20 protein-coding genes and 1 pseudogene are annotated in these 23690 nt (G+C 66.9%); 7 read left to right on the top strand and 14 right to left on the bottom strand.

Annotated features, from left to right (window positions below; all coding sequences use genetic code 11):
* The first annotated feature begins 10 nt into the window (after positions 1 to 10).
* A complete protein-coding gene (locus tag AWC06_RS13615) occupies positions 11 to 1948 on the top strand; it encodes a flavin-containing monooxygenase (RefSeq protein WP_085198360.1) in 1938 nt (645 codons plus the stop codon).
* Here the strand turns inward: AWC06_RS13615 and AWC06_RS13610 are convergent.
* From AWC06_RS13610 to AWC06_RS13600, 3 genes are all read right to left on the bottom strand, one after another.
* Positions 1923 to 2549 carry a rhomboid-like protein gene (locus tag AWC06_RS13610; RefSeq protein ID WP_085198653.1) on the bottom strand — a complete coding sequence of 209 codons (627 nt, stop codon included), beginning with the start codon at positions 2547 to 2549 and terminating at the stop codon, positions 1923 to 1925. The genes AWC06_RS13615 and AWC06_RS13610 overlap by 26 nt on opposite strands.
* Positions 2550 to 2642: 93 nt before the next feature.
* The gene (gene glmS, locus AWC06_RS13605) at positions 2643 to 4508 is read right to left on the bottom strand and encodes a glutamine--fructose-6-phosphate transaminase (isomerizing) (protein WP_085198357.1); all 1866 of its coding nucleotides are present in this window, start codon (positions 4506 to 4508) and stop codon (positions 2643 to 2645) included.
* A gap of 68 nt (positions 4509 to 4576) precedes the next feature.
* The gene (locus tag AWC06_RS13600; protein ID WP_085198354.1) at positions 4577 to 4870 is read right to left on the bottom strand and encodes an Mtp family mycobacterial-type pilin; all 294 of its coding nucleotides are present in this window, start codon (positions 4868 to 4870) and stop codon (positions 4577 to 4579) included.
* Positions 4871 to 4952: 82 nt separating this feature from the next.
* Here AWC06_RS13600 and AWC06_RS13595 point away from each other — a divergent pair, with 82 nt between their 5' ends.
* Both AWC06_RS13595 and AWC06_RS13590 read left to right on the top strand, forming a co-directional pair.
* Positions 4953 to 5795 (top strand): dienelactone hydrolase family protein, encoded by an 843-nt coding sequence (locus tag AWC06_RS13595; RefSeq protein ID WP_085198352.1) that lies wholly within the window; start codon positions 4953 to 4955, stop codon positions 5793 to 5795.
* 37 nt (positions 5796 to 5832) lie between these two features.
* Positions 5833 to 6876: an LLM class F420-dependent oxidoreductase gene (locus tag AWC06_RS13590; protein WP_085198349.1), complete on the top strand. Its 1044-nt coding sequence runs from the start codon at positions 5833 to 5835 to the stop codon at positions 6874 to 6876.
* Positions 6877 to 6882: 6 nt separating this feature from the next.
* Here AWC06_RS13590 and AWC06_RS13585 read toward each other — a convergent pair whose 3' ends face one another.
* From AWC06_RS13585 to eccCa, 10 genes are all read right to left on the bottom strand, one after another.
* Positions 6883 to 8262, bottom strand: a complete 1380-nt coding sequence (locus tag AWC06_RS13585) for a hypothetical protein (protein ID WP_085198347.1) — start codon at positions 8260 to 8262, stop codon at positions 6883 to 6885.
* A gap of 3 nt (positions 8263 to 8265) precedes the next feature.
* Entirely contained in the window at positions 8266 to 8568 is a 303-nt protein-coding gene (locus AWC06_RS13580; protein WP_085198345.1) for a type VII secretion target, read from the bottom strand.
* A gap of 36 nt (positions 8569 to 8604) precedes the next feature.
* Positions 8605 to 9942: a phosphoglucosamine mutase gene (gene glmM / locus AWC06_RS13575; RefSeq protein WP_085198651.1), complete on the bottom strand. Its 1338-nt coding sequence runs from the start codon at positions 9940 to 9942 to the stop codon at positions 8605 to 8607.
* Positions 9943 to 10072: 130 nt separating this feature from the next.
* Positions 10073 to 10591, bottom strand: coding sequence for a 30S ribosomal protein S9 (gene rpsI, locus AWC06_RS13570; protein ID WP_085198342.1), 519 nt, complete (start codon positions 10589 to 10591; stop codon positions 10073 to 10075).
* On the bottom strand, positions 10588 to 11031 hold the full coding sequence (gene rplM / locus AWC06_RS13565; RefSeq protein WP_085198339.1) for a 50S ribosomal protein L13: 444 nt from the start codon (positions 11029 to 11031) through the stop codon (positions 10588 to 10590). Before rplM ends, rpsI begins: the two co-directional genes overlap by 4 nt.
* Before the next feature lie 205 nt (positions 11032 to 11236).
* Entirely contained in the window at positions 11237 to 11620 is a 384-nt protein-coding gene (locus tag AWC06_RS23645) for a hypothetical protein (protein WP_227370971.1), read from the bottom strand.
* A gap of 446 nt (positions 11621 to 12066) precedes the next feature.
* A complete protein-coding gene (locus AWC06_RS13550; protein WP_139820058.1) occupies positions 12067 to 12369 on the bottom strand; it encodes a WXG100 family type VII secretion target in 303 nt (100 codons plus the stop codon).
* Between the two features lie 4 nt (positions 12370 to 12373).
* Positions 12374 to 12700 carry a WXG100 family type VII secretion target gene (locus AWC06_RS13545; RefSeq protein WP_085198333.1) on the bottom strand — a complete coding sequence of 109 codons (327 nt, stop codon included), beginning with the start codon at positions 12698 to 12700 and terminating at the stop codon, positions 12374 to 12376.
* Between the two features lie 57 nt (positions 12701 to 12757).
* A complete protein-coding gene (locus AWC06_RS13540; protein WP_085198330.1) occupies positions 12758 to 13963 on the bottom strand; it encodes a type VII secretion-associated protein in 1206 nt (401 codons plus the stop codon).
* Complete coding sequence (gene eccCa, locus AWC06_RS13535) at positions 13960 to 17739, bottom strand: type VII secretion protein EccCa (RefSeq protein WP_280522670.1); 3780 nt, start codon at positions 17737 to 17739, stop codon at positions 13960 to 13962. The genes AWC06_RS13540 and eccCa overlap by 4 nt, the downstream gene beginning before the upstream one ends.
* A 121-nt stretch (positions 17740 to 17860) precedes the next feature.
* On the opposite strand from eccCa, the gene eccD reads away from it, so the two are divergent.
* Together eccD and mycP are read left to right on the top strand one after the other, a co-directional pair.
* Complete coding sequence (gene eccD, locus AWC06_RS23640; protein WP_227370970.1) at positions 17861 to 19258, top strand: type VII secretion integral membrane protein EccD; 1398 nt, start codon at positions 17861 to 17863, stop codon at positions 19256 to 19258.
* On the top strand, positions 19255 to 20622 hold the full coding sequence (mycP, locus tag AWC06_RS13525; RefSeq protein WP_280522669.1) for a type VII secretion-associated serine protease mycosin: 1368 nt from the start codon (positions 19255 to 19257) through the stop codon (positions 20620 to 20622). The genes eccD and mycP overlap by 4 nt, the downstream gene beginning before the upstream one ends.
* Here mycP and eccB read toward each other — a convergent pair.
* Positions 20602 to 21990, bottom strand: a pseudogene (gene eccB / locus AWC06_RS13520) (type VII secretion protein EccB); the annotation flags it as partial. The gene mycP and the pseudogene eccB overlap by 21 nt on opposite strands.
* Positions 21991 to 22167: 177 nt before the next feature.
* Here eccB and AWC06_RS13515 point away from each other — a divergent pair.
* Positions 22168 to 22923, top strand: coding sequence for a cutinase family protein (locus AWC06_RS13515; RefSeq protein ID WP_085198647.1), 756 nt, complete (start codon positions 22168 to 22170; stop codon positions 22921 to 22923).
* A gap of 30 nt (positions 22924 to 22953) precedes the next feature.
* On the top strand, positions 22954 to 23688 hold the full coding sequence (locus AWC06_RS13510; RefSeq protein ID WP_085198322.1) for a cutinase family protein: 735 nt from the start codon (positions 22954 to 22956) through the stop codon (positions 23686 to 23688).
* Positions 23689 to 23690 lie beyond the last annotated feature (2 nt).

Raw genomic sequence — 23690 nt, 5'->3', positions numbered from 1 at the left:
GATCTGCTTGATGCGCAGCCGCTATGCCGGCCGGCCTTTCACCACCTCCATACCCGAGATCGCCGCCGCGCTGGAACAGGTCAGCATCCCGACATTGCTGCTTTCGCTCGTGCACATCACCGGCGATCCCCGATTCATTCGCGACTTCAAGCCCGCGGGGATCTTTCTCAATGAGGTCCAGGGATTCATGTCCGAGGAGGACAAAGCGCGCGCCCGCGCGGCGGCCCTGCCTGTGATCACCGACTACCGCGACCGCGGCTGCCCCGAGCCCGCGCCGCTGGCCCGCGAACTGATCAAGGAAATGATGGACTGGGCGGTCTGTGAGGCCGTGCCCGACGACTACGTGCCGCTGCTGCTCGAAGAGATCGACCTCGACGGCGTTGATCCGCGTCGGCCCACGCCGCTGGATCCGGAACACGCCGCGCGGCTTCCCGTCGTCGTCATCGGCTGCGGCGAATCGGGCATCCTTGCCGGAATCCGGCTGAAGCAGGCCAACATTCCGTTCACCATCGTGGAGAAGAATGCCGGCCCCGGCGGAACCTGGTGGGAAAACACCTATCCCGGCGCCCGCGTCGACGTCGCCAACCATTTTTATTGCTACAGCTTCGAGCCGAGCAACGACTGGACGCACTTCTTTGCCGAACAGCCCGAACTGCAGGCGTATTTCATCGGGCTGATCGACAAACACGGCCTAGGTGAGCACATCAGCTGGCGTACCGAGGTGACCGCCGCGAAGTGGGACGACCACGACGGCATGTGGACGGTCACCGCCCGGACCGCGGATGGCCGGACCACCACGATGCGGGCGCGGGCAGTGATTACCGCGGTCGGCCAACTCAACCGCCCGTTCATTCCGGAGTTCGACGGCGCCGACACGTTTGGCGGACCGTCGTTTCATTCCGCAGCCTGGGACCACTCGGTCGACCTGCGCGGCAAGCGTGTCGCGCTGATCGGCGCGGGCGCCAGCGGTTTTCAGATCGCGCCGGCAATCGCCTGCGATGTCGAGCAGCTCACCGTCTTTCAGCGCACGGCGCAGTGGATGTTTCCGAATCCGATGTATCACGAGTGCGTCGGCGACGGTGTGCGCTGGGCGATGGACCACTTGCCGTTTTACGGCCGCTGGTATCGGTTCCTGGTGCTGTGGCCCGGCGCCGACAAAGGCCTCGACGCCGCACGCGTCGATCCCGACTACCCCGACCAGGATTACGCGGTCAGCGAGATCAACCCCGCCGCCCGGCTGATGTTCACCGACTGGATCACCAATCAGGTTGACGGAGACCAGGATCTGCTCGCCAAGGTGTTGCCGGACTACCCGGCCACCGGCAAACGGACCCTGCAGGACAACGGCACTTGGCTGCGCACGCTGCGCCGGGACAACGTCGAGCTGGTTCGCACCCCCATCCAGCGGATCACCCCTACCGGCGTGGTGACCACCGACGGCGTCAGTCACGACGTGGACGTCATCATCTACGCCACCGGGTTTCGGCACACCGACGTGCTGTGGCCGATGACGATCAGCGGCCGCGACGGCGTCGACCTGCGCAGCGTGTGGGGTCAGCGCCCGTACGCATATCTGGGAATCACCGTTCCCGGATTCCCGAACTTTTTCATCATCTACGGACCGGGCGCGCATCTCGCACACGGCGGAAGCCTGATCTTCAACTCTGAGCTGCAGATGCGCTACATCAACCACTGCCTGGCCGAACTAGCCGACGGCGACACGCATTCCGTCGAGCCGACCGCCGAGGCGGCCACCGCGTGGCATCAACGCACCCAGACCGAGATCAAGAAGATGGTGTGGTCGCATCCGGCGGTGAAGCACTCCTACTTCAAAAACGCCGACGGGGAGATTCACACCGTCAGCCCCTGGCGGCTCAACGAATACTGGTCGGCGGTGCGTGAACCGGATTGGTCACAGTTCGTCATCCGGAAGGTAGCCCAGCAGTAGCGCGGGTTCGGGCCATCGGATAGAAGCAGAGCCCGATGAAGATCGAGGCGAGATGCCCGATCGCGGTGAAGTTCACGTGAATGATCAGCGGGACGATGAAGACGACGGTCAGTATTGCCAGATAGCCCCATCGCCAGGGCACCGCGATGCGGTAGGTCAACACCGCCATCACGCCGACCATGAAGTAGCTGACCCCGATGTCTCGGGCGTGTACCAGCTTCTCCGGCTCCAGGTGATACTGGATCGCCAAGTACAGCAGGCCCTCGCTGATATAGGTGGCAACGACGTGTGCGGTCAATCCAACCGTGAGCCAACGTAATTGGCCGAGCCACCGTTCGGCCGGGGCGAGAAACAGGGTGAACAACACCAGGTACGGTGTCCAGTACCGGCCGTCGATCCACAGCAGGCTGGTGAACAGCACCTCCAGTGGGTCCCGGGCCAGGTGGTAAAGGTTGGTGGAGCCGTGCACCAGCACGGAATGCAGCTGTCGCCTGCCCAGATGATGTTGAATGATCGTGGTGATCAGCAAGACGGTCAGCCACACATAGGTCAACGGTGCGGTGCTCACCCACCGCCATATAGCGGCGAGCCAGCGTTGCAAACGGGACACACCTACATCTCAGTTCGCCGACACTGCAACCACGTACACGACACGCCGACGAACTGCGCAGTGGTTGCAGACTCGGCGCGGGAACTACTCGACGGTGACGGACTTGGCCAGGTTGCGCGGCTTGTCGACGTCGTAACCGCGGGCCTGCGCCACTGACGCGGCGAACACCTGCAACGGAATGGTCGACAGCAGCGGCTGGAAAAGCGTTGACACCGCGGGGATTTCGATCAGGTGATCCGCATAGGGCCGCACGGTGTCGTCGCCCTCCTCGGCGATGACGATGGTCACCGCGCCGCGGGTCTGAACCTCGCGGATGTTCGACAGCAGCTTGGCGTGCAGCGTGGCGGCGCTCTTGGGCGAGGGCATCACGACGATGACCGGCATGTCGTCCTCGATCAGCGCGATCGGGCCGTGCTTGAGCTCACCGGCCGCGAAGCCCTCGGCGTGCATGTAGGCCAATTCCTTGAGTTTCAGCGCACCTTCCAGCGCGACCGGATAGCCGACGTGACGACCCAGAAAGAGCACGGTCGACGACTGAGCGAACCGGCGGGCCAACGCGGCCACCGGCTCGATCCCTGAGATCACCCGGGCCACCAGATCCGGCATGGATTCCAGCTCGCGGTACTCGCGTTCGACCTCGTCGGGGTATTTGGTGCCCCGGGCCTGCGCCAACGCCAGCCCGACGAGATAGTTGGCGGCGATCTGCGCCAGAAATGTCTTCGTCGACGCCACCCCGATCTCCGGCCCCGCGCGGGTGTACAGCACCGCGTCGCACTCTCGCGGGATCTGCGAGCCGTTGGTGTTGCAGATGGCCAGCACCTTGGCCTTCTGCTGCTTGGCGTGCCGAACCGCCTCCAGGGTGTCGGCCGTCTCGCCGGACTGGCTGATCGCCACGACCAATGTGCTGCGGTCCAGCACCGGGTCGCGGTAGCGAAACTCGCTGGCCAACTCCACCTCGACGGGCAGCCGGGTCCAGTGTTCAATCGCATACTTGGCCAGCAGCCCGGAGTGATACGCCGTACCACAGGCGACCACGAACACCTTGTCGATCTCGCGCAGTTCCTGATCGGAGAGCCGCTGCTCGTCGAGCACAATCCGGCCGTCGACGAAATGCCCGAGCAACGTGTCAGCGACGGCGATGGGCTGCTCGACGATCTCCTTGAGCATGAAGAACTCGTAGCCGCCCTTCTCGGCGGCGTCCAGGTCCCAGTCGATATGAAACCTCCGGGCACTGCCGGCGCCGTCGTTGCCGTCGAAGTCGGTGATCCGGTAGCCGTCGGGGGTGATCACCACGGCTTGGTCCTGGCCGAGTTCCACTGCCTCTCGGGTGTATTCGATGAAGGCGGCAACATCGGAGCTGACGAACATCTCACCGTCGCCGATCCCGACCACCAACGGCGTGGAACGGCGCGCAGCGACGATGGTGCCGGGCTCGTCGGCGTTGGCGAACACCACGGTGAAGTGGCCCTCCAGTCGGCGCAACACCGCCAGCACCGAGCCGACGAAATCGCCGGCGGTGTCGCCGTGGCGGTACGCCTGCGACACCAGGTGCACGGCGACCTCGGTGTCGGTGTCGCTGGCGAACTCCACACCGGCGACCTCCAGCTCACGGCGCAGGATCGCGAAGTTCTCGATGATGCCGTTGTGGACGACGGCGATCTTGCCCGCCGCGTCGCGGTGCGGGTGCGCGTTGCGGTCGGTGGGGCGCCCGTGGGTGGCCCAGCGGGTGTGTCCGAGGCCGGTGCTGCCGGCCAGCGCGGCCGGATCGGTGTGCTCGAGCGCCGTCTGCAGGTTGGACAGCCGGCCGGCGCGTCGGCGCACCGTCAGCTTGCCGCCGTCGACCAGCGCGATGCCGGCCGAGTCGTAACCGCGGTACTCCATCCGGCGCAGCGCGTCGACGACGATGTCACCGGCGGGCCGGTGCCCGACATAGCCGACGATTCCGCACATAGCTGACCAGGGTAGTGCAGTGCGGGTCGAACACTATGAATCCAGCAGGTCAGTCCGCTGCCGACCGGTCACCAGGGGCCGACCCCGGGGCTGCCGGGGACTCCGGGGCCGCCGGGATACCCTTCGGGACCGTGCCAATGGCTGAGGTCGTGCGGATCGCCGTCGAGCCAGTGGTCGTCGTGGCAGCGGTCCGGGTCCCAGTTGTCGCCCCATCCAGGATCCCAGTACTCACCGGGGCACCAGTGGTAGTCCGGGAAAGGCGCGGGTTGTGCGTGCGCGACGGCAGCCGCGCCCAAACCGGCGAGCCCCAAACCGGCCGTCAGCGCGACCGCCGATCCCAACACACGCACGAAATTCTTCATGTGTGTCTGATGACCAAAGCACTGTCCGCGCAAACCTGAGACGCAGGCGGAAAGGCTTCATCGGTGCGCTACCGTCAAACGCGTGGCAAGCACCAAAAAGCTTTTCGCCGCGCTCACCCGACGGGGGCCACACCGCGTTCTGCGCGGCGACTTGGCCTTTGCCGGCCTACCCGGCGTCGTCTATACCCCCGAAGCGGGGCTGAATCTGCCCGCCGTGGCCTTCGGCCACGACTGGCTCACGGGCGTCGAACGCTATTCGCGGCTGCTGGAACATCTGGCGTCGTGGGGCATCGTCGCGGCGGCTCCCGACACCGAGCGGCGGCTGGCGCCGTCGGTGTTGAACCTGGCCTTCGATATGGGCACCGCCCTGGACATCGCCGCGGGAGTGCGGCTGGGACCGGGCAAGATCAGCGTCCACCCCGACAAACTCGGCCTGGCCGGCCACGGATTCGGCGGGTCGGCCGCGGTGTTCGCGGCGGCCGGGATGCCGGTCAAGCCCAAGGCGGTGGCGGCGATTTTCCCGGCAGTCACCAATCCGCCGGCCGAGGAACCGGCCGCAACCCTCGGCGTCCCCGGTGTGGTGTTCGGCGCCCCTGGGGATGCTAAAGCGTTGCGTTCCAACGCCATCGGGCTTTGGCAGGCCTGGGATGCGGCGACTCTGCGGGTGATCAGCAAGGCCCAGCCCGGCGGCCTCGTCGAGGGCCGGCGATTGGCGAAGGTGTTCGGGCTGCCCGGGGCAAACCGCAAGACACACAAGGCCGTTCGTGCGCTGCTGACCGGCTACCTGCTCTACGCGCTGGGCGGCGACAAGGCCTACCGCGAATTCGCCGATCCGGACGCGCAGCTGCCCAAGACGGAGGCCTTGGACCCTGAGGCCGCGGCGATGACGCCGGAAGAAAAGATCGTCGCGATGCTCAAGGGCTGATCGAACCAACCAACCGGTTGGGTGCTATAAAGTCGCAATGAGAATCGGGATCTCGCTGAACTACTCCGGCGGCTTCAAGGAGGCCGCCGACCACGTGGTCGAGCTTGAGAAGGTCGGCGTCGATATCGCGCTGGTCGCCGAGGCGTATTCCTACGACGCGGTCAGCCAGCTCGGCTATTTGGCCGCCAAGACCAGCACCATCCAGCTGGGCTCGGGCGTGTTTCCGATCTACACCCGCACCCCGTCGCTGCTGGCCATGACGGCCGCCGGCCTCGACTACGTGTCCGACGGCCGATTCCAGCTGGGGATCGGCACCTCGGGCCCGCAGGTCGTGGAGGGATTCCACGGTGTTCCGTTCGACGCCCCGCTGGGCCGCACCCGCGAGGTGGTCGACATCTGCCGGCAGGTGTGGCGCCGCGAGCGAGTCAACTACACCGGCAAGCACTACCAGCTTCCGCTACCGGCCGATCGCGGCACCGGTTTGGGTAAGCCGTTGCAGCTCATCAATCACCCAGTGCGGGAACGAATTCCGATATCGATCGCGGCACTGGGGCCCAAGAACGTCGAGCTGACGGCGGAGATCGCCGAGGGCTGGCAGCCGGTTTTCTTCTATCCGGAGAAGGCCCGGTCGGTGTGGGGCGAGGCGCTCGAAGCCGGGCAAGCCAAACGCGATTCCGAGCTGGGCCCGCTGGATGTGATGGTCGGCGCCTCGTTGGCGATCGGCGACGACGTCGAGGAACGGCTCGCGTGGGTGAAACCGCAACTGGGCCTCTACATCGGCGGCATGGGCGCAAAAGGCCGCAACTTCTACCACAATTTGGCGACTCGCTACGGGTTCGGCGAAGTGGCGGACCGGATTCAGGAGCTCTATCTGAGCGGGCGCAAAGACGAAGCGATCGCCGCGGTGCCCGACGAGCTGGTGCGGTCGATCTCGCTGATAGGCCCGCGTGGATTCGTGGCCGAGCGGGTGGCGGCCTTCGCCGACGCCGGTGTGACAACACTGTTGGTGATGCCGGCGAGCACCGACCGCCGTGAATCCCTGCGCCATGTCGAGGAGTTACGCGGGCTGCTACCCGGCTGAACCTTGTCACTGCCCAGCCTGGGGCAGTTCCTCCGCGGCGATCTCACAGGGAGTCGATCCCTCGGCCGCTGGTTCGGGCGTGGACGCCGACGGGTCGGCGGCCGGTGGCTCGACGGGCACAGGCTCGGCGGGCGGTGGCGGGTCCGGCGGTGGCGGTATGGCCTCCTGGGCCGCCGGCTCGTCGGCGGCATCGTCTGCCGGCGGAGAATTCTCGTCGTCCGTTTCGGAAGTGGCGTCATCCGCCTCGGCATCGTCGGCTTCGTCGGGCTCGTCGTCTTTCCCGTCAGGCTCGACGTCCTTGTCGTCGAGTTCGTCAGGTTCGTCGGCTTCGTCGGCGTCGAGCGGATCCCCGGCCAGATCGCCGAACCCGTCCGCCAGCGAACCGATCAGACCTCCGATACCGTCGACGATCTTGCCGACGACTCCACCGATATTGCCGGCCAGACCGCCCAGGCCGCCCGAGCCGCCGAGAGTGCCTGCGCCGGTGGACAAACCGGCAGCATCGCCAAGCGGCGCCGCAAGTTCCGGCGGCACGGGCGGCAACGCCGCGAGCGGGTCGGCCGGAAGTGTCGGCGGTGCAACGGTTGTCGGGGGTGGCGGGGCCGACACGGCTGCGGGCATCGTGGACACAGCAGGCGCCGCGTCGAGAGGCGCCGAGTCCGCGACCGGCTCGTCGACCACCGGCTGCCAACTCGGCCCCAACTCACCCGGAAGCTCGAAACATGCCTCGGCTACGTGCGTCAGGGCACCGGTGGCCCCCTCGTAGGCCGCCGCAACCGACGCCATCGTTGAACGCATGGCGGTGAGCCAGTCAACGCGAATGTCATTGTCTACATATGGATTAACCTGTCGGCGAACCAGCTCTTCGGCCGACGCATCGCCGGCTCCGGTGGTCACCGTGTGCGCGGCGGCCAGCCAGGCCGAGCGCTCCGCGACCCTGCGATCGTCGATCGCGATGGCCGTCGCAGCCTTGCCGTCGATCAGTTGCCACAGCTCGTCCCGCAGCGCCCCGCAACGCTCGGCGGCCGTGCGGACATGCGCGGCGACTGTGGCAGCGGTGTCGCAATGGCGCCGCAGAAACCGCGTCGCGGAGTCGGCACTCGGGCCTCGCCAGGCCGCCGCGAGTTCGTCCAACTGCGTGCGCTGCACGTTCAGCGCCTCGTCGATCGCGTTGACCGCGGCCCAAAGCTCGGCGGTGTCGTGGTCGAGCACTCGCAGGTCGAGTCCGGCCTCAGTGTCATACCAGTCGCAGACCTGCGAATCGTGCGCGGTCAGGTCGGGATGCTGATAGTCGAGCACGTGACACGCACGCACGTAGGTCTGCGTGTGCTCAACCGCGAGGCGACCTTCCGCAAGCCGTGCTGCGACGTCCAACCGGTCGGCCATGATTCAGCCGATCCGCGCCGCCGCGCTCAGGTCGGCCTCGGCGTAGTGCTCGGCGCCGCCCCGCAGCGCGGTGGCAATTTCCGCGGTTGCCCGTGCCCACTGCGCAAGCTCCTGGCTCAGCCGATCCAGCGCGAGCCGCAGCGCATCACCGTGCGCGGCGTGCGCCTGCCCGGCGGTGGCGCCGTCGAAGGCCAACCTCCGCAACTGGATGCGCGCCGCACTGTCGATGAGATCCGCGGTGCCGTCGAACCGACGCGCGACCGCCCGCACCGACGCGGCATCGACGAACGCATCTCGTTGTCCCATACCGGCTTTGACGCATCAGGCCGCGTCCAGGTTCCACTACTGCTGAGCGCGCACCGTCTCCGCGACCCGGGTGGCCAGCCGGCGGGCGATGTCCTCGTCGGCCGCTTCCACCATGACGCGAATCAACTGTTCGGTTCCCGAGGGCCGCAACAGGATTCGTCCGGTATCGCCGAGCTCGTCCTCAGTCTGCTGGACCGCGGTGCGAACCGCGGGCGCGGCGACGGCGGCGGCCTTGTCGGCGACTCCGACGTTGATCAGCACCTGCGGCAAGGTGTGCATCGCGGACGCCAGGTCGGCCAGCGACGAGCCGGTTTGCGCCATGCGCGACATCAGCCGCAGGCCGGTGAGAATGCCATCGCCGGTGGTGGCCAGCGCCGGCATCACGATGTGCCCGGATTGTTCGCCACCGAGTCGGTAGTCGCCAGAGCGCAGCTCCTCCAGCACGTAGCGGTCGCCGACGCCGGTGGTGCGAACGGCGACACCGGCCGAGCGCATCGCCAGGTGCAGGCCAAGGTTGCTCATCACGGTGGCCACCAACGTGTTGGAGACCAGTTCGCCGGCTTCCTGCATCGCCAGCGCCAGGATCACCATGATCGCATCGCCGTCGACGACCTCACCGGCGGCATCGATCGCCAGGCACCGGTCGGCGTCGCCGTCGTGCGCCAGGCCGAGGTCGGCGCCGTGGGCCAGCACCGCCGAGCGCAGTGCATCCAGGTGGGTCGACCCGCAGCGGTCGTTGATGTTCAGCCCGTTGGGTTCTGCGTTGATGGCGATGACGCGCGCACCGGCGGCGCGATAGGCGCTTGGTGCGGCCACCGACGCGGCGCCGTGCGCACAGTCGACGACGACGGTCAGCCCGTCCAGGGCGGCGGTGGCGGCCTTGTCGAGGTGGCGCAGGTAGCGTTCCAGCGCGTCCTCGGCGTCGATCACGCGTCCGAGGCCCGTGCCGACGGGACGCAGCCCCGGTCCGGCCGCGACCAAGTCCTCGATCTGGTCTTCCGTGGCATCGTCGAGTTTGTGCCCGCCCGGCCCGAAGATTTTGATGCCGTTGTCGGGCATCGGGTTGTGCGACGCCGAGATCATCACCCCGAAGTCGGCGTCGTAGGCGCTGGTCAGATAGGCCACCGCCGGCGTCGGCAGCACGCCTGCCCGCAGCGCGTCGACGCCTTCGCTGGTCAGCCCGGCGATCACCGCAGCTTCCAGCATCTCGCCGCTGGCGCGCGGATCGCGGCCAACCACCGCGACGCGGCGCCGGGGCCCGTCCGGGGTGCTCAGTTGCCGGGCGGCGGCGGCGCCCAAGGCCAGCGCGAGCTCACCGGTGAGCTCTCGATTGGCGACTCCGCGGACGCCGTCGGTGCCGAACAGTCGACCCATGCGGACAAACCTCTCACAATTGACGGCCTGGTACATACCCACTTTTTGGCGCGAGCGTGCGTGTTTGTACGGCGACACGCCGAAAAATGCGTACAACGATGCACGCTCGCGGCCGGAAAGTGATCGCCGATCAGCGCTTGCTGTACTGCGGCGCCTTGCGGGCCTTCTTCAGGCCGTACTTCTTGCGCTCGGTGGAGCGCGGGTCGCGGGTCAGGAAGCCGGCCTTCTTCAGCGCGGGCCGGTCCTCGGGCGTGACCAGGATCAATGCCCTGGCGATGGCCAGGCGCAGTGCGCCGGCCTGGCCGGACGGGCCGCCACCGTCGAGGTGCGCATAGATGTCGAAGCTCTCCACCCGGTCGACGGTCACCAGCGGCGCCTTGATGAGCTGCTGGTGCACCTTGTTCGGGAAGTAATCCTCCAAGCTGCGGCCGTCGAGGTCGAACTTGCCGCTACCGGGAACCAGGCGCACCCGCACCACGGCCTCCTTGCGACGCCCGACCGTCTGGATCGGGCGCTCGATCACGAAGGAATCGGAACGCTTGCGCGACGTCGGCGCGGCGGAGGTCTCGCTGGCCGCCGTGTCGCCGGTCTCCTCGACGGGTGCTTCGGTGGTCTCTTCGGCGGTCTCGGTGCCTGCCGCTTCTGTCATTGGGTCACCTGCTTGATCTCGAACGGAACCGGCTGCTGGGCGGTGTGCGGGTGCTCCGGACCGGCGTAGACGCGCAGCTTGCGCTTGATCTGGCGGCCGAGCTTGTTCTTCGGGAGCATCCCGACGATGGCCTTCTCGACGACGCGGTCCGGATGCTTTTGCATCAGGTCACCGATCGTGCGCTTGCGTAGACCGCCGGGATAACCCGAGTGGCGGTAGGCCAGCTTGTTTTGCAGTTTGTCGCCGCTGATGGCGACTTTGTCGGCGTTGACGATGACGACGAAGTCGCCGCCGTCGACGTTGGGGGTGAATGTCGGCTTGTGCTTGCCGCGCAGCAGGTTGGCTGCCGCGACGGCGAGGCGGCCGAGCACCACGTCCGTGGCGTCGATGACGTACCACGCCCGCGTGGTGTCACCCGCCTTCGGCGCGTATGTAGGCACAGCGCTTACCTTCTTCTCTCGGGTTGAATCCCGGTGTGACCCGGGTGCCGGTCAGGGCGTCCACGGCACGGGAGTGTCTCGGCGACCGACATTGACCCGAGTCCCTGCGTACCGCACGCCAACGGTGCAGCTTACCGGGGGTCATCCACGCAGGTCAAAACGCCGCATTGGCTCCGGAAGGGATCCCGCCGAACATCGAATCCCATCATCTTGGCAGCGCCGACTTGATCCGTCGCGCCCGTGGCCGCACCTCGGCCTCAGCCAACTCCGCGACGGCCTCCCGTGCGCGGTCAAGATTCCCGAGGGCCGCCCGCAGGAGGCTGAGGTTCCCAGCGGGCTCATCGGCGGTGATGAGCTGCAGCAACTGCCCACGGGCAATCGTGGACACCGGGAGTTGGCGACGTTCGGCGATGCGTTCCAGCGCTTCAAACTCGTCGGGGTTGAGGCGGACCTGCAGCACCTTGCTGCGAGCGCGACCTGGCCGACTGACCTTGACGTGAGGCGGCAGCGGTCGGTCGTTTTGATGGTCTTCGGCGGCTTCGATTTCGTCGGCCTCGGTGATTGCTTCTTCGAGCTTGCGCTTGCTCATTGGAGGCCTCCTTCCCGATATTTGCGTTGGTCCCTTGGATTTGACGGCCAGGCGTTGACTCCGAAGATGACGCCGCCCTCCTCGACAGTGATGACGCTGAGCAGCTCATCCCGACTAGCGCAGTAGCCGATGGTGCGTACACCGACACCGGAGCGGCTCGCGGGTCTGGATCGAGGACAAGCCGGTCGGGGTCATTGAGCGCTTCGTCGGCCTGCGTCGGTGTGACCTGGTGTTTTGTGGCGATGTAGCCGCCCCCTCCAGTCGACCGTCACCTTGAGTGTACTACGATTGTATTACAAATCTCAGCTCGGTGCCCGGCGGCCGCAGCCAACTCGAACTAGTCATTGTCCGCGCCGCCGGCTCGCGGGTGTCCGGCTATGACTGCGCGGTCCCAACGTCTCTCCCCTACGTTGGGACCGCGCAGAGTCTCTAGGCGATTGCCATCGCTATCGCGTCCACACGCGGGCCGCCCGATGATCGGCGGCCGCGACGTCATCGGAGCCGTCGCGCACTGCATTTCCGAGGTCGACCAGAATTTCGTTGAGCGCAGTGGCCGCCTGATGCCACCTCAGTTGCTCGGCGCCGTATGCACTCGCGGCTTCCCGGGTCCACATTTCCCGCAGCGGTGCGACTTGAGACCGCAGCTCCTGCAATGCGGCATTGAAGCGGCCAGACGTGGTGTGGATCTCCTGGCGAATGGAGCATTCGATCTCGTCGAAGTTGTACGACAACAACGGGTCCATGGCTATCGCCTCACAGATTCCCGCCGGCGGTGGCGATATGGTGCGCGTGGCTGTCGGCCGCTTCCCGCAGCGCGGCCTCGTTGTGGCGAATTGTCTCCGCGATGCCATGCAGGGCGCGGTGCAGTTTCATCGACTCGGCGTTCCACCGATCCACCACATCCTTGAAGCGCGCTGCCGCTGCCCCACCCCACACCGACGCCGGCACACTACTCATCCGACCGATGAACGCGTGCAGCATTGTTCGGATTTCCTCGTTGCGGTTATCGATAGTTGCCGCGACTGAGCGCATCAGCTCGAAGTCGGTACTGAGTGTGTTGCCGCCCGCAGGTGCGCTCATGTTATGTAGGACTGCGACCGGCGCCCTCAGGTTCCCACCACTTCGGCAACCGATAACTCAACTAAGCGCGCGCGCCGAGCGCACCGCTTGCTCACACACATCGCGCACGACGTCGTCGTGGCCGAGGCGGCTTTGACATCCGATGCTGATCCGGACCGCACGGTCTAGCAGCACAGTCCAGCGGATGTCATGGGCGGCCCGGACTTCCCGATAGGTCACCGCCGGGCGACCTGCGCTGCGACCGGCCGGGTTGAAGTCGACGAAGACGCCGGGCGGCTCGGCATCGATCGCCTGCTTCAGCGACTCGGCGGCGTCGTCCAAAGTCGCTGCGGCAACCCAAGATTGCGTAACGTGCAGCGCGACCTCCGGATCCGACGGCGAGGTGACCTGTACCCGCGCCGAACCAGGTCCCGCGATCACTCGCTGCATCGGCCATTGCGCCGGAACCTCCAGGGCAACCCGACCTTCCACCAGAAACGTCGTCGGCGCCCGCTCGACCGGAGCGACGGCGTGGTGACGCAATGCGCCGACCGCGAGGACCACAGTGACCAACAAGATCACCACTGCGATGATCCGGTGGCCTCGACGACCACCGTCCGCCGCATCAGTGGACGGCGACTCGCAAGCGGCGTCCTCGCTCGGAACGGCCGCTGCGCCAAGCTCTCTCAGCGCGGCATCGTCGACCAGCACAACCTTCATCGCATCGCACGCTCGCACTCCGTCGGCGATCATGGTCGCCAAACCGTCGGCCCCGTCGACTGTGCCCGGTGCATCGATTACCACCACCGCTGTGGCATCGGCTGTCATTTCGACAATCGCATGCACGATTGCCTCGGCGGTGCGCTGCGGATCACTACGACGCTCGGCCACTACCGCTGCGCCGGTCACCACCACGAATTGGTCGGCGATCTCCACGACCACCGCCGGGTGAGGCGCTGCGGCCCGAGCCAGCAGCCACGACCGGGGTCGCATCTCGACGTCGTCGGCGAGAACCTCTGCGGCCGTGCGGACCCGGTCGACGCGCGTCGTCGTCCACCACGACGGGTGGACGACGATCACGAGCTCTGGCCTTCCGCTGTGCACCGATCGCAGTGCTTCGCGCCACAGCGAATCGACGGAGACCGGACGCAGCTCCACCAGGACTGCCGGATCGTCGATACCGTCAAGTGCGGCTCTGATCACCTCGCCGTCTGCGACTTCGCCATCGCCGCAGCACAATTGGCGGATCGTATTCGGGCCGGCCTCGATGACGTGTGCAGTCACGGCGGCGGGCTCCAGGCCACCTGCACCAGCTGTTGGCCACCGCGACGCGTGATCAGGGTGCCGCGCCCGGGCGGCAACGGCGACAGGCGTACGGATCCGATCAGTGGGCCGTCATCCGGACTTCCGCTCATGATCAGCGCCATACAGCCCAGGTCGTGCAGCTCGGCGAGCAGTGGCTCGAACATGGCTCGTGCGGTGCCTGCGCTGCGGCGCGCCACGATCAGGTGCAGTCCGAGGTCTCCGGCGTGCGGCAGGAATCCCAGGAGTGGCGCCAACGGATTGCCGGCAGCGGTCGCGACCAGGTCATAATCGTCGACCACGAGATAGATCTCTGGCCCAGACCACCAGGATCTGGCGCGCAACTGTTCGTGTGACGCGTTGGAAGGGGGCATGCGCCGGCGCAGCACGTCGATCAGGCTCGGCAGCTGCTCGCCGAGCGCCGCCGCCGAGATGAAGTACCCGCCAAGATGTTCGGACTCGACGATGCCGAGCAGCGTGCGCCGGAAGTCGACGATCAAAAGTTGCGCTTGCGCCGCGGTCGCTGTCCGCGCGATCTCACGGCAGACGGTGCGCAGCACGGCGGTCTTTCCGCACTCGCCGTCCCCGAGAACCAGTAGGTGCGGTTGTATTGCGAAATCGATTGCCGCCGGTCGTAATCGAGTCTCCTCAACTCCGATCAAGATGCCCGTGCCCATCCGATCGGCCTCCCGCTCGACGACGGTGTGGTGCTCGACGCACCTGGGCAGGAGCGGTATCGGAGGCGCATCGTATCCGCCGTGGCGGTGCCTCAACATCTCCGCTACCCGCGTGCCGGCTTCGGGCAGGGCGATGATCATGTGCAGTCCGTCGGCGGAAAGTCCCCGTCCAGGTCTATTTTTGGGTACCTGCTGCGCCCGTCGGCGGTCCAACTCGGAGTCGGCCGGATCACCAAGCCGCAACTCGATGCGGGTCCCGAGCTGATCCTTCAGCGCGGGCCGAATCTCCGCCCAACGCGATGCAGAGACCGCGACATGCACACCGAATGACAATCCTTGAGCGGCAATGGCGGTGATCGACGTCTCGAGGGTCTCGAACTCGCGGCGCAGGCTGGCCCACCCGTCTACAACCAAGAAGATGTCGCCGAATCGGTCGCATAGCGGATGCTGCTGCGCCTTGAGCCGGCGATAGTGTGCCATCGAATCGATGCCGTGGTCGCGGAATACCGTCTCCCTGGACCGGATTATCGCCTCCAGCTCGGTGATCGTACGACCGACCAACTCGCGGTCTGCTCTACCGGCGACCGACCCGACGTGCGGCCAGGACCGCAGCGACGCCAGCGCGCCACCACCAAAGTCCAGGCAGTAGAACTGCACCCGGTCCGGATCGTGGGTGAGGGCGAGCGCCGTGATCAGAGTGCGCAACGCCGTCGACTTGCCGGCCTGAGGTGCCCCGACGACCGCGACATTGCCGGCAGCCCCGGACAAATCGACGGCTAATGGCGTGCGGCGCTGCTCAAACGGGCGATCGACAACGCCGATGGAAACTCTCAGCACCTCATCTGGTGCGGATCCGTCGTCGTCGAGCAGGGTGCGCAGAGCCGGTGCCGCGCCCAGCGGCGGCAGCCATACCTGGCGCGCTGGCGGGCCAAGCCCGGCCACCCGATCCACGACCGTCTCCAGGACAGTGCGCCGAGCCGCAGCATCAGCCGGCGCGTTGCTAGGGGTCGTGACGGGTCCGATCGGCGCAGCGGTGAATACTCGCACCGGCGGCGTCGCCTCACCGAACTGTGACAGCCTGGAAACGGCGGAGTGATTGCGGAATTCGGAGACATATGCAGTCTGGAAGCGAATCAATTGCTCCGCTCCCGCCCGCAAGTAGCCGGCGCCGGGTGTGTTCGGCAATTCAAAGGCGTCGGACGTTCCGAGGACGATCCGCGATTCGTGGGCGGATAGTGTTTTCAGGCATACCCGGTAAGACAGATGCGACTCCAACCCGCGCAGCCTGCCCTCGTCCAGACGTTGGCTGGCCAACAGCAGATGCATGGCCAGGGATCGGCCCAGTCGGCCGATCGCCACGAAAACGTCGGCGAAATCCGGGTGCTGGCTGAGCAGTTCGGAGAACTCGTCGACGACCACAAACAACGCAGGCAGCGGCGCCAACTGCGGATTCGTGCGCCGCGCGCGCTGGTAGGCTGCGACGCTGTCGAGATTGCCCGCCGCGCGGAGTACTTCCTGGCGGCGGTTCATCTCGCCGGTCAATGCATCTCGCATTCGAGCCACCAGCGGCGCATCATCGGACAGGTTGGTGATGATCGCCGCGGCATGCGGAGCCCGCTCCAAGCCGAGAAACGTCGCACCGCCCTTGAAGTCGACCAAAACCAAGTTGAGCACGTCCGGCGAATGGCGTGCGATCATTCCGAGTGCGACGGTGCGCAGGAACTCCGACTTGCCCGAGCCGGTGGCTCCGATGCAAAGCCCGTGCGGCCCCACGCCTTGCTCGGCGGCTTCCTTGATGTCGAGCTGCAGCGGTGCTCCCGTCATCGTCGTGCCGATTGGAACAGAGAGCAGCTCACGGTGCGTTCTGTTGTCCCACCAGGTTTTCGGATTTGTGGACGCGATATCGCCGATGCCCAGAAGATCTTCCCAACGCGGACAAGCTGATCGGGCATCCGGGCCGCCACAACGGTATGCGGCCAGCCGACGCGCGCACGTCGACGCGGCGGAGTAGCTCATCCGGTCCGGGAGCACGAAAACGTCGTCACGGCCAGATTGGCGGGTCACCAACTCTTTCTCGCTGACCTGCAGCCTCAACCCGTCGCCCGCTGGCGGGCCATGAACGATCTGCAGCAGGGACGCGCTGCCGATGCTGCCGAGGCTTACGTCACCGTCGGCGACGACTATCAACTGCGGAAAGCTCGACAGGCCAGCGAGCGCACGTTCGGCCGCGGCCAGCGTCGGGTACATCAGCCGGGCAGAACCGACGGCGTCGCGAGATTTCGGATGTTGATGGTGCGGCAGCCATTTCAGCCAGCCCCAGTGGACTCGGTTGCGCTCGCTGATCGCGCCGACGACAAGCAGCTGGCTTGGGCTGTGCAGGACGGCCAGCTGGCAGATCATCGCACGCACCAAACCGCGCGTGTGCGTTGTGTCACCGCAGACCGTCACGACGGCTTGCCCGCGTAACTCAATCGCGATCGGCGCGCTGCGGATCGTCGAATGTGCTTTCAGAAACCGGCGTAACGCCGTCACGGTCACGGGATCGCAGCGCTCAGCCGGTCCGATCTGTGGGGAGACCAAACGGGTGGCAAGACGCCGTGTTCCGACACCGATCCTTACTTCGCAGAAATCCGGATCACCCGCTCGGCGCTCCCACATCCGGCTAGTGCCCACCAGAGTCCACAACGTGTCGGGCTCGGGATGGCACCAGACCAGCGACGAGTGCTGCGCGGCGGCGGTCTGCACGACGGAACGCCGCAGATCGCAGAGATAGCCGAGATAGCCTGCGCGGTCGGCATCGATCTCGCCGCGCTGCCGATCCCATCCGGTAATCACCGTCGCAACCGCCGAGACCAGCATCATCAACGGGAATGTCATGAACATGGGACTGCGCGCCATGGCCGACCGCGAGGACACGACCACCGCGATCATCACCACCGTCGCGATAGCCATGGCGACCGGCAGCAGGCGTGCCGCCACGTTGGTCTGCGCCGGCCGCGACACCTCTGGGGGCGCCGCAACCGCGATGTCAGCGGTTGCGAACGCCGGGGGCGGCTGCCGTGGTGGCGGCACGAAATCCACAGTCGCAGCACCGTAAGTGGCCACGCATCCGACCGCAACTCAGTTGTGGATCGGTGCATACGCGATACCGCCCGGCTGGCTAGCGTCCAGATCAGCGCCTGCATCGGCGAGAGGAGGTCGGGTGCATCAAGCTGTGGAGGTACCGGCCACAGGCGCGGAATTGCGCCGGGTATCGGTATGCGCAGACGCCGTCAGCGTGGACTTGGCGCTGCCCGCGGCGGTCCCCGTCGCATCGCTGATGCCGGCGATCGTTGACATCCTGGCCACGGAATACCGTCACCGCGGAGAATCGGTGCCGGCCTGGCACCGGCTTTCCCTTCCGGGCGACGCCCCGCTGGATATGTCGAAGACGTTGGCGCAGCTGGGAATCCGAGACGGCAGCATACTCGTATTCACCGGACCGTCAACCGAGCTGACGGCGCCGCGTTTCGACGACGTCGCGGAGGCGGTATCGATGTCGCTCGCCGAAAGAGCGCGGCCATGGACTCGGCGGACGGCCCGGCTCGCCGGCGCGATCACGGCCAGCTGGCTAGCCGGCGCGGGCGCACTGGTGCTGATCCGAGCGGCGTTTGATACCGCCGATGCCCGGCGCGTCAGCGCCGGTGTTGCCGCAGCGATCGGCTGCATCGCGCTGCTGGCGTCGGGGGTCGCGTATCGCGGGTTTCGCGACGTGATCGCCGGGCTGACGCTCGGTCTGCTGGCGAGCGGATTCGCCTCGCTCGCGGGCCTGCTGGCGGTTCCCGGCGGCCCCGGCGCACCGAATGCACTCCTGGCCGCGATGGCCGGTGCCGCCATGTCCGCACTCGTAATGGGCGTAACAGGCTGCGGCACAACCGTGTTCATAGCGTTGTCCTGTCTCGCAATGGTGGCGGCAGCAGCTGCGCTGGTAGGCGCTCTCACTGCTGGATCACCGCAGGCTATCGCCGCGGCGTCTGCGGCGATATCGCTGGCGCTTCTCGAGCTTTCAGCGCGCGTCTCGATTCTGTTCGCCGGATTGTCTCCGGAGGGGGACGCCGATGAGCCGGCGGATCCGCATCGCTTGAAAGCCAAAGCTCTCCGCGCCGATAGCTTGTTGAGCAGTCTGGTTGCGGCGTTTGCTGCCGCGGCCGCGCTCGGGGCCATCGGCACCGCGGTCGCTGCTCACTGCGCCGGTGGGACGCGGCTGCTCGGGATCGCATTCGCCACGGTCGTCGGCGGCGTGCTGCTGCTGCGGGCCCGCGCGCACGGCGATCAGGCGAGATCTGTGCCGCTCGTGGTGAGCGGAACGGCCACGCTCAGCGTCACTTTCGTGGTCGCGGCAATCGCCGGCCCACTTCAACCGCCATGGGTGGCTGGGGTGGCCGCGACGCTGGCCACCGCAGCCCTGTGCCTTGGTTTCATCGCCCCAGCGCTGACGTTCTCACCGGTCCTACGACGAGGTGTCGACCTACTGGAATATCTCGCGCTGGCCGCTATCGTGCCGCTGGTCTGCTGGATCTGTGGCCTTTATGGCGCCGCCCGCGGCTTGAGCCTGTCGTGATCGCAACGACATCCAAGGCGCTGCGTTGCGCCGCCGCAGCGATACTGGCCGCGCTATACCAATGTGGAGTGCCCTGCGCGCATGCGGTCACACCGCCGCCGATCGAGAGCAACCGGCTGCCCGAGCCCGCACCGCCGTCGCCCCCGCAGCCCACCGTGCAACGAGAGATATGCGCGGTGGCGTCGATGGCTCCCGGATCGAGCGGCACCAATAGCCAACTCGCCCCGCTTGACCTACCACAGGTTTGGCAGCTCACACGTGGCTCGGGCCAACGGGTCGCGGTCATCGACACCGGAGTGTCGCCGCACCCACGGCTGCCGGACACAGTGCCCGGCGGTGACTACGTGTTCACCGGCGACGGCACCCAGGATTGCGATGGACACGGCACCGTGGTAGCGGGAATCATCGCCGCCGCACCGGATCCCGAGCATACGGATGATTTCAGCGGAGTCGCCCCGGCGGTGCGGTTGATCAGTATCCGGCAGTCCAGCACCAAGTTCGGTGCGTCGGCGAATCCGCCCGTCTCAGGATTCGGTGACGTCGACACGATGGCCAAAGCCGTCCGGACGGCCGCCGACCTGGGCGCTTCGGTAATCAACATCTCCTCGGTTGCCTGCGTCCCAGTTGATTCGCGGCTCGACGACCGCGCGCTCGGCGCCGCACTCTCTTACGCCGTCGACGTCAAGAACGCCGTGGTGGTCGCTGCCGCCGGGAACACCGCGGACGCCGGCCAGTGCCCGGCTCAGCAACCCGAAGCAACGTGGGACAACGCAACAGTGGTGGTCAGTCCGGCCTGGTATGACGACTACGTGCTGACCGTGGGTTCGGTGAACGCGCATGGTGAACCGTCCTCCTTCACCCTGGCCGGACCGTGGGTGGATGTCGCTGCCCCCGGCGAGGCCGCGGTTTCGCTCAGCCCACAGGGACAAGGGCTAGCGAATACTGTTGAGGGACAGACTGGTCCGGCGCCGCTGTCGGGCACCAGTTACGCAGCTCCGGTCGTCAGCGGGCTGGCGGCACTGATCCGCGCCCGGTTTCCGACGATGACCGCCCGGCAGGTGATGCACCGCATCGAGGCGACTGCGCATCACCCGCCCGGTGGTTGGGATCCGCTCGTCGGCGCGGGCCTCGTCGACTTTCCGGCCGCAGTCAGCACCGACGCGCCGGCGACCCCGGCACCGCGGCCACCGGCCAAACCGGTGCCGATTCCACCGCCCGCGCCTCCCGTGCGGCCGAACCGGAATGCGCGAGACATGGCGATCGCCGGCGCGGCGGTGTGCCTCGCCGTGCTGGCGGCGGTGCTCAGCGCCGGTGCGGTGAGGGGGCGGCTGCGACGGGATGCCGACCGTGTCGCGGGCGACTAACGCGTTCGCGCGGCTCAGCTCCGGCCCCGACGGCAGCGTTGCCAGCAGCGGCCACGGCGCCGGGGCGGCGGTATTCGGCAGGCCTAGATCGTGTGCCGCATCATCGTCGTGGACGGCGAACCGCACTCCGGTGTCGGTTACCAAGTATCGTGTGCCGGCGCTGGCGTTGTCTCCGGACAGGCCGCTGGATCGCACATACGCGCTGCGGCCGGGCGGAAGGTAGACGGCGTCGACCGCGGCCCCATTTCCGTCAGCCTGCGACAAGGTCACTGGCTGCTGGCCCGGCGGAACGGGCACGCCACCGGTCAAAAACGAGATGTCGGCTCGACCCGAGGCTGTGGGTGCCCAGCTCACACAGAGTGTTGTGACAGTGGTGTCCAGCGCTGCGGGAGCACGCTCGGGGAAGCTGGCCACTGGCAGCTGGGCCGCGGCCGGAGCGGTGCGGACCAGGTCGGGTGCCACCGAGATCACCGTGCGGCTGCCTTGCGAGTCGCTGAAACGCACCAGATCCGCTGCGATCTGACCGACGCGCTGCACTCCCCGTTCGAGTACTACGTAATACTCGTCGCGGTCAGCGCGGTTTACCTGCAGCACACTGCCGACCAGAAACCCGCGGAGTGCAGCCGGTCTGCCGGCGCCGGGGATCCGGGGCGCGGTGATCGGCGGCACCTCCGGGACGGCATTCAGTAACGCCCTTGAGACCGTCAGCGGCACAAGACCTTCCAACCTCAACGCGTGCACGACGGCGGGTTCGCTCAGGTCGACCACCGCGCGACGCCCCTCATACAGCAGATAGGTCGATCCGCCGGAGTCGGGCGTGACAAGCACGGCCTGTTCGGGTGCCAGGCGACGCGAAAGCCGTCCCTCTGCGGGCCCGACAATGACTGTCGTGTTCACTGTGTCGTTGTCGGTATCACAGATCGTCCAGTGCGTTTCGTCGTCGGCCAGTGGCTCGGCCAGAGATTGCGGGGCGCCGGGGATGCCCAGCAGCGGACCCCTTTTGCTGTGGCGCAATTCGGGCTCTGGTACCGGGCGCGGGTTGACGTTTGTTTTGGCGATCAGCCGGGCCGATGCCAGGTTCAGCACCGGATGCAGGGTTTCGCCCACTCGCACGTAGAGCGCGCCGGAGGGCTCGCTCATCAGGATCGGCGCATTTCCCAATGATGGTTGGGGGCGCAGCACCGCCAACCCTGCGCACCCAGCCAGCACGACGACCGCCAGCAGAGATCCGGCCATGAGCGAATGAAGGGGCGCGCGGATCGGTTCGTTGACCGCGCGGATGTCCCTGCCCAACAACGCGCACTCGATGCGGCGTAGCAGAAATCGATGCCCGCTGACGTGCAGCCGGGTCGTCGGTTGCCGTCCCATGACCCCCCCGACTCCGCCCGTCCCACCATATGCCCTGGTCAAGCGGTGCTCTGCCGTCCATCCACAGCAGGGCCCGACGAGCGCCGATGTGAGCATCCGTCGCGTTCTCGGTAATATCGCGTCGTGCTCACCGACCACCTGAACCGTTTGGTGTCCCGTCGTCTCTGGTCGCGCGGTTTGCGCTGCGCCGGTCTGGGTGCTGCCGCGGTCCTTGCCGCCGGCGTGCTGCTGGTGGCGCCCAGCGCCGCTCCCCGCGCCGTCCCGTCGGCCGCCGCCTTCGACTGCCCGGACGTGGAATTCATCTTCGCCCGCGGCACCAGCGAGCCCGCCGGGGTGGGCCGCGTCGGCCAGGCGTTGGTCGACTCGCTGCGCCAGCAGACCGGAAAGAACATCGACGTCTACGGCGTGAACTATCCAGCGGGCAAGCTCCAGCTGGGCGGCGGTGATGGTGCCAACGACACCATCAAACGCGTCAAAGACGCTGTCCAACAGTGCCCGAACACCGATATCGTGCTGGGCGGCTACTCCCAGGGCGCATCGGTGATCGACATCGTTTCCGGCGTGCCGGTGGGCGGCGTGTCGTGGGGCAGCCCGCTGCCCGCCGAATACGCCGACCACATCAAGGCCGTTGCAACGTTCGGCAATATCGTTGGTCGGTCGGGCAGTTCGCTTTCCACCCAGAGCAAGCTCTTGGGGTCCAAGACGATCGACCTGTGCAACCCCGAGGACCCGATCTGTCACGCCGGCCCCGGCAATGAGTGGAGCGGGCACACCGAGGGTTACGTGCCCGTCTACACGACCCAGGCGGCGACTTTCATCGCGGCCAGGCTTTCGTCGTCCGGCCCTTCCGCGGTGCCCGGATTCCCTGAGCTGCCCGGATATCCCGTGGCGCCCGGCTCCCCCACCTCCGATCCTTCGATGCAAGTTCACTAACGAGGCTGCTCGGCCCGCTAATATCGGGCCATGAACCTCCGTCCGATTGACCCACCGGCGCAGGCGCGTTCGGGCGACGGGTCAAATGCGGCAAACCGCGTCGCTCGGCTTGCGGCAGCTGGATTGCTCGCCGTGGCGTTGGTGATCGCCCCGGCACTCGCGCCCCTTCCGGCGACGACCCCTATTCCGACGGCATCGGCGGCTTGTCCGGACGCCGAGGTGGTGTTCGCCCGGGGACGTCTGGAACCGCCCGGCCCCGGTGCGGTGGGTAACGCGTTCGTCAGCGCACTGCGGTCCAGGGTCAACAAGAACATCAGCCTCTACTCGGTGCGCTACCCCGCCGACAACCAGGTCGACGTCGGCGCCAACGACATGAGCGCGCACGTCCAGTCCATGATCAACAGTTGCCCCGACACCCGCCTGGTGTTGGGCGGCTACTCGCTCGGCGCGGCGGTCGCCGACGTGGTGATGGCGGCCCCCGGCCCCTTGTTCGGTTTCACCAATCCCCTGCCGGCGGGCGCCGATCAGCACATCGCGGCCGTCGCGCTGTTCGGCAACGGAAGCCAATGGGTCGGTCCGATCACGAATTTCAACCCGGCCTACAACGACCGGACAATCGACTTGTGCCACGGCGCCGACCCCATCTGTAACCCGGCCGACCCGAACACCTGGGAAGCCAACTGGCCGCAACACGCGGCCAGCGGGTACATCCAGTCCGGGATGGTCAATCAGGCCGCCGACTTCGTCGCGGGCAAGCTGCAGTAATT

The organism is Mycobacterium fragae, assembly GCF_002102185.1.
GTDB lineage: Bacteria > Actinomycetota > Actinomycetes > Mycobacteriales > Mycobacteriaceae > Mycobacterium > Mycobacterium fragae.
The sequence above is the reverse complement of the archived record's forward strand: the minus strand, read 5'-3'. Positions and strand labels throughout refer to the sequence as shown.